Raw genomic sequence first — 5,788 nt, 5'->3', positions numbered from 1 at the left:
TCCCGTAAAGGCCAGAGCGGTTATAGGGCCCTCGCCCACGTCGGGCGGGGGCTTTCTGCTGCCCGGACCTGTTTCGGAATGCCCGTAAACCGGGCCCGAACGGCCAGGCCCAGTACTGGGCGCCGGACATCCGCGGCGCGCGGGAGATCCTGATGTCGCACTACGACCACAGCTACGTCGCACCGGGGGAGAGCCGGCCGCGCACGACGGCCACCGACGACCCGGTGGACCGCGACGTCTCGACGTTCCCGCACGCCGTGCCGGACAGCGACTTCACGACAGTGGGCCAGATCTTCTCCGTCGAGTCCAACCCGGACCGCAAGAAGCCGTTCGACATCCGCACGGTCATGCGCGCGCTGTCCGATCAGGACCACCCGGTGCTGGAGCGGTGGGCGGGCATGGCCGAGGCGGACACCGCCGTGGTCCAGGATGTCCACCTCGGTGGCCGGCCGGTGTGCCTGCTGGGCATCGAGTCCCGGTCCGTGCCGCGCCGCGGATTCCCCCCCACCGACGGCCCGGACACCTACACCGCGGGCACCTTGTTCCCGCAGTCGTCCAAGAAGGCCGCTCGGGCCATCAACGCCGCCAGCGGGAACCGTCCGCTGGTCGTGCTGGCCAACCTGTCAGGGTTCGACGGGTCGCCCGAGTCGATGCGCAGGCTGCAGCTGGAGTACGGCGCGGAGATCGGCCGCGCGGTGGTGAACTTCAAGGGCCCCATCGTGTTCTGCGTGATCTCTCGATACCACGGCGGCGCGTTCGTGGTGTTCTCCAAGGCGCTCAACCCGAACATGACCGTGCTCGCGGTCGAGGGCTCGTTCGCCTCGGTGCTCGGCGGTGCTCCGGCCGCCGCGGTGGTCTTCTCGCGCGACGTCGACAAGCGGACCGGCAACGACCCCCGCGTTCTCGCGCTCGCCGCCCGTGTCGCGGAGGCACCGGCTGCCACGCGGGCCGCGTTGGCCGCCGAACTGGCCGAGCTGCGATCGTCCGTGCGGGCCGAGAAGCTCAGCGAGGTGGCCACCGAGTTCGACCGGGTGCACAGCATCCAGCGGGCGGTCGACGTCGGCTCGGTGGACGCGATCATCAGCTGCGCCGAGCTGCGGCCGCAGATCATCGAGGCGGTCGAGAAGGGTCTTGCCCGACAGGCCTGACCTGGTCCTGAAGCCGGACGCCCGCCCCCTTTTTCGGGGCGGGCGCCCGGCTTCCCGCATCCGAGGGCCGGTAGTGATCGCGGAGAACCCATCCGATATCGCCGGCCGTACAGGCCGGGCCGGGCGGTCGGCGGGAGGCGGGACGGTCCTGGGACCTGAGGTCCCCGCCCGTCCGCCGCAAGATGTGGGATGCCTCCGAGCGGGCGGCGGGTGCATGGTCGTACAGCGCCGTGCACGGCGAAGCGCCGGCTCATGTAGAGGCGCGCGAGGGTGCTAGGGTCGCGCCATGCCACGTACGGACAGGGCGTCGCGGGTGATCGCGGCGCCAGCCGATCGCGTCTGGGCCGCACTCGTCGATCGCGAGGCGCTCACGGCATGGCTCCCTCCAGCCGGGATGACCGGCAGATTCGAGCGATTCGATGGCCGGCCGGGCGGTTCGTACCGGTTGGTGCTGACCTATTCCGACGCCTCCGGCGCGCCCGGCAAGGCGACCGTGGATTCCGACGTCGTCGAGGCTCGCTTCGTCGACATCGTCCCCGGCGTGCGGGTCGTGCAGGCGGTGGACTTCGTCTCCGACGATCCCGCCTACGCCGGCACGATGACCATGACCTGGGAGGTCACCGCTGTCGGAGCGGGGACGCGCGTCGACGTCGTCGCCGGGGACGTCCCGGACGGCATCTCCGCGGACGACCACGCCGCGGGGCTCGCCTCCTCCCTGACGAACCTCGCCGCCTACGCGGAGCGGTAGCCCTCGCCGACGCCGCGTCAGGCGATGTTCGCCCTGCTAGTACACCGAGATGTGGGGGTGGTCGTAGTGGTTGGCGGTGGTGCCGCCGCGGTCGGACATCATCCGCCAGGTACCGGTGCGGACGTGCCAGATCCGCTGGCGGAAGATGATGTACATGATGCCCAGCCGCCGGGCGTTCTTGATGGCCCAGGCCGCGATCTGGTGACCGCGATTGGTCTCCGCCGCTGAGGGCATGCCGCCGCCGGTGCTGAGCATGAAGTCGCAGGCGCGGCCCAGTGGGTGCTCCCCGCCGCCGGCGATGCCGCCGTCGGCCCGGTAGCAGCCGATCCCGAAGCGCGGGCCGAAGCGCTGCGCGATCAGCTGCCGGACCAGCCGCATCCGCGGCGTGATGTTGTCCGGCCCCGACGGCAGTTGGGGGACCCACGAACCGTCGGCCCTGCGCAGCCCCGGAGTGGGGTAGAGCCGGTCGATCCTGTCCTTGATCTGACCGATCAGTTTCTCCGCGCGCTTCTTCTGGCCGTCGAGCTTCTTGAGCGACGCGCGCAGTTGCTCGGCGCGTTCGTCGGCCGCCGTCCGCGCCGCCCGGTGGAAGTCACGGATCTTGGCGAACCCCTGCAGCTTGGCGTCCTGCTCGCGGATGAGCTGCTGGGTGAGCGCCAGACGGTTGAGCATGGCACCGGGATCGGTGTTGACCAGCAGCGCCGCGGTCATCCCCATCCTGCCGGCGCGGTACTGATCGGCGGCCAGCAGGCGGATCTCGGCCGCGGCGCTGTCGAACTGCCGCTGCGCGCGTTCGAGGTTGCCGCGCGCCACCTTCTCGGACTTCTCCACCTTCTGCAGCTCGACCCGGCCGGCGTGGTATTCGGCGATCATGGTCTCGGACTGCTTCTGCAGCTGCGCCAGCTCCTTGCGGAGCTTCTTGGCGCTGGGTTTGGGCGCGGCATGGCCGGCCGAGACCATGCAGGCGCACAGGAGCACGGCGGTGAACGCCGAGAGCAGGGCTCGGAGTGCGTCGTGACGCCGGATCCCGCGGGACGCAGCCGTCACGCTTCTCCCTTCCCCGAAGGTACGGGCACCCGCTCCAGCGCGTCGAGCCGGGCTGCCCTTCGTCCGATGGACGGTAGTAGAGGATGATGCCCCCATGGCGGCTGTTGTGCCAAATCCGACGTTTGGCGCCTACGGCGGAGATGTTCGCCGGGGAACCGCCGCGGCCCGCGCCGTCGCCCCTGCCACCGGGCGTCAGCGCCGGCGGCGATCCGTCCTGCCGGAGTGGGATTGCGGCGCGGCGGCCGTCACGGGCGGCCGCCGGGCGGGTAGACCCGGAGCGCGGCCTCCAGGGCGGCCGACTCCTCGGGGGTCAGCCGTTCCAGGAAGTGCACCAGGGTGGCCGCCTGGTTGCCGCCGGAGGCGAGGGCGTCGCGCATGAGCTGGGCGGTGTGGGCCTCTCTGCTGGCCACCGTCTCGTAGACGTAGGCCCGGCCGACCGGCCGCCGGCGCAGCAGGCCCTTGGTGTGCAGCTTGTCCATCACGGTCATGACCGTGGTGTAGGCGATCTCCCGTCCGCGGCGGAGGTCCTCCAGCACGTCCCGGACCGACGCGGGCCGGTGATAGGACCACATCCGGTCCATGATCGCGGACTCCAGGTCTCCCAGACCACGCATCGCGCGCGACTCCCATCTACCCGCGGACCGTTCGATGCTACCTGCCGTCGTAGACACCCGCCATGCCCGCGCGGTGCGGGCCGGCGCGGTGACCGGCGGCCCGGGGAGGGCCCCTCGACCACGCAGCGGGCCGCTCCCGAGCCATCTCGCCCTCCCGGCGGTACGGCGTCTCGGCCTCCGGGAGCACGGTGTCCGTCGGCCTCCTCGGCTTTGCTCCTATCATCGATAGTAGACCTCGCCCGCGCTCGGGCCGGTCCCGCCCGGCGACTATCCGTTCCTCGCCTCGCCGGTGCCCGAATGGTCTCCCGACACGGTGTCACGCAGGCTCGAGACGGCGGAGTTCACCCGTTCCAGGGCCTCCTCGTCGGCGAGCTCGGGTCTCCGCGGCGCCCGACCCGCGCGGACGTCGGAGGCGATGCCCTCCAGGGAGGTCACCAGCGCCTGGACGGCCGCCTCCGACGGCGGCGGCGCCCCGTGCTCGGTCCGCGCGACAGTGGCGGCGGTCGCGTCGGCCACCCGTTCCAGCGCGGTCATCGCGGGCATCCAGGTGGTGATGCGCCGGCTGACCACGCGTGGCTCGGTCACCGCCCGCTGGAAGACCGTCCGCAGGTCGGCGAAGGCGTCGTACGCCTGGCGGCGGAGCAGCGCCCTCCCGGGGTCCTCCGGGTCGAAGGCGTGCCGCAGGTAGCGCGCGGTGGCCGACACCGCGTCGGCGAACCTCGGCCCGACCGGCGCCTCCCAGCTCGCCGGCCATGGCAGATATCCCAGCAGCAGGACGATGGCGCAGCCGGCCAGGGTGTCCACCAGGCGGACCTCCGCCAGCTTCGGGCCGCCGCGGGTCAGCAGGTCCACCAGGAGCAGCACCAGCGGCGCCTGGAAGGCCGACATCATGCCCCAGTTGCGCTGCATGCCGTACGGCATGAGCGCCGCGAAGACGGCGATCGGGATCAGCAGCGCCGGGCCGTACGGCACCACCAGGAGCACCACCGTGCCGATCAGCGTCCCCGCGAGCGTCCCGAGCGCGCGCTGCACGGCCCGCGCGAACACCGACCCGAAGTCGGGTTTGAGCACCAGCGCGACGGTCAGCATCAGCCAGTAGGACCGCTCGAACCAGCCGGACTCGCTCACCGCTCCGGCGACGCCCATGCAGAGCACGAGCCGGACCGTGTAGACGCGGGCCAGGTGCCCGTACCACATCCTCTCCCACAGCATCCGGAGCCGCCGGCGGTGCCCGACCGGCTCGTAGGGCACCTGGCCGGCCGCGATGTCACCGCCGGAGGCCAGCTCGGCGGCTCCCCGCACGGCCGAGTGCAGGGCGCGCAGGGCCGGTGAGCCGTACTCCTGCCGCGGCCCCTGCGGCTCGGGCCCGCCGGCGAGCATGCCGGTGACCCCCGCCACGGCGACCGCCAGCTCCTCCGGCGGCTCCCGCTCCTCCTGGCACAGCGAGATCAGCGCGTTGCGGATCAGCGAGGACTGGTTCAGCAGGGCGACCAGGCGGGTGCGCTCGGGGTCGGTCCCGACCGCCGCGGAGCGGGCGCTGAGCACCGTGTCGTAGCCGCTCTTGAGGGCGGTGTCGAACGCCTTCAGCCCGTCGGGGCCGTGATCGGCGAACAGCCGGCTGAGGGCGCGGTAGGCCGCGGTGACCGCGGCCTCCTCCGCCGCCCGGGGGCGCAGCGGCCAGCCGGCCAGCGCCAGCGCGAGGGCCCACACCGCGCCCAGCAGGAATTTCAGCGTGTTCGGGCCGGGCGGCCCCGGGACCGGGATGCCGGTGCCGAGCACGGTCATCACCAGGAGCTGGAGCCCGGCCGCCGACCCCGCGGCCCCAGCCGTGCTGATCAGCGCGGACAGCGCCGAGACGGCCGTCACGACCAGCACCGTCCACCAGCCGTCGCCGCGCACCAGCGCCCCGGTGAGATATCCCAGCGCCCCGGCGGAGCCGGCCGCGCACATCAGGATGATCCTGGCGCGGTAGGACCCGCCCCGGTCGGCCATCGCGGTGGACATGACGCCCATGGACGGCAGCAGGCCGAGCGCGATCTGCCCGGCGGCGAGTCCCACGAGGAGCGGGGTGGTCACGCCCACGGCCATGCGGAGCATCGGTCCCCACCGGAGCGCCGCCGGCGCCGGCCGTACCGCCTCCAGCAGCCCACCGACCAGCCGGTCCGGCCCTGCGGGTCGAAGTCGTCGGCTTCGAAGGCCACGATGGTCCGGCGGGTCGCGGCGGCCAGTGT

General features: G+C 72.6%; 4 protein-coding genes and 1 pseudogene. 2 read left to right on the top strand and 3 right to left on the bottom strand.

Translation table 11 applies throughout. The features are described from left to right. Positions 1-83: 83 nt before the first annotated feature. Together ACWDS7_RS45975 and ACWDS7_RS45970 are read left to right on the top strand one after the other, a co-directional pair. Positions 84-1,148, top strand: a pseudogene (locus tag ACWDS7_RS45975) (carboxyl transferase domain-containing protein); the annotation flags it as partial. 286 nt (positions 1,149-1,434) lie between these two features. Then, entirely contained in the window at positions 1,435-1,896 is a 462-nt protein-coding gene (locus tag ACWDS7_RS45970) for an SRPBCC family protein (RefSeq protein ID WP_306858522.1), read from the top strand. A 36-nt stretch (positions 1,897-1,932) separates the two neighbouring features. Here the strand turns inward: ACWDS7_RS45970 and ACWDS7_RS45965 are convergent, their stop codons facing one another. The 3 genes from ACWDS7_RS45965 to ACWDS7_RS45955 all read right to left on the bottom strand — a co-directional run bounded on the left by ACWDS7_RS45965 (position 1,933) and on the right by ACWDS7_RS45955 (position 5,633). After that, a complete protein-coding gene (locus ACWDS7_RS45965) occupies positions 1,933-2,943 on the bottom strand; it encodes a coiled-coil domain-containing protein (protein ID WP_451934432.1) in 1,011 nt (336 codons plus the stop codon). Positions 2,944-3,188: 245 nt separating this feature from the next. After that, on the bottom strand, positions 3,189-3,557 hold the full coding sequence (locus tag ACWDS7_RS45960; RefSeq protein WP_451934431.1) for a BlaI/MecI/CopY family transcriptional regulator: 369 nt from the start codon (positions 3,555-3,557) through the stop codon (positions 3,189-3,191). Between the two features lie 267 nt (positions 3,558-3,824). Further along, positions 3,825-5,633 (bottom strand): FUSC family protein, encoded by a 1,809-nt coding sequence (locus tag ACWDS7_RS45955; protein WP_451934430.1) that lies wholly within the window; start codon positions 5,631-5,633, stop codon positions 3,825-3,827. Positions 5,634-5,788: the final 155 nt, after the last annotated feature.

This window comes from Streptosporangium sp. NPDC003464 (assembly GCF_053588315.1).
This window is presented reverse-complemented; position numbering and strand designations above follow the sequence as displayed.

Excerpts from the sequence above, each read along its gene's own strand:
- ACWDS7_RS45970 (WP_306858522.1), top strand. The coding sequence starts at position 1,435 with ATGCCACGTACGGACAGGGCGTCGCGGGTGATCGCGGCGCCAGCCGAT.
- ACWDS7_RS45960 (WP_451934431.1), bottom strand. The coding sequence starts at position 3,557 with ATGCGTGGTCTGGGAGACCTGGAGTCCGCGATCATGGACCGGATGTGG.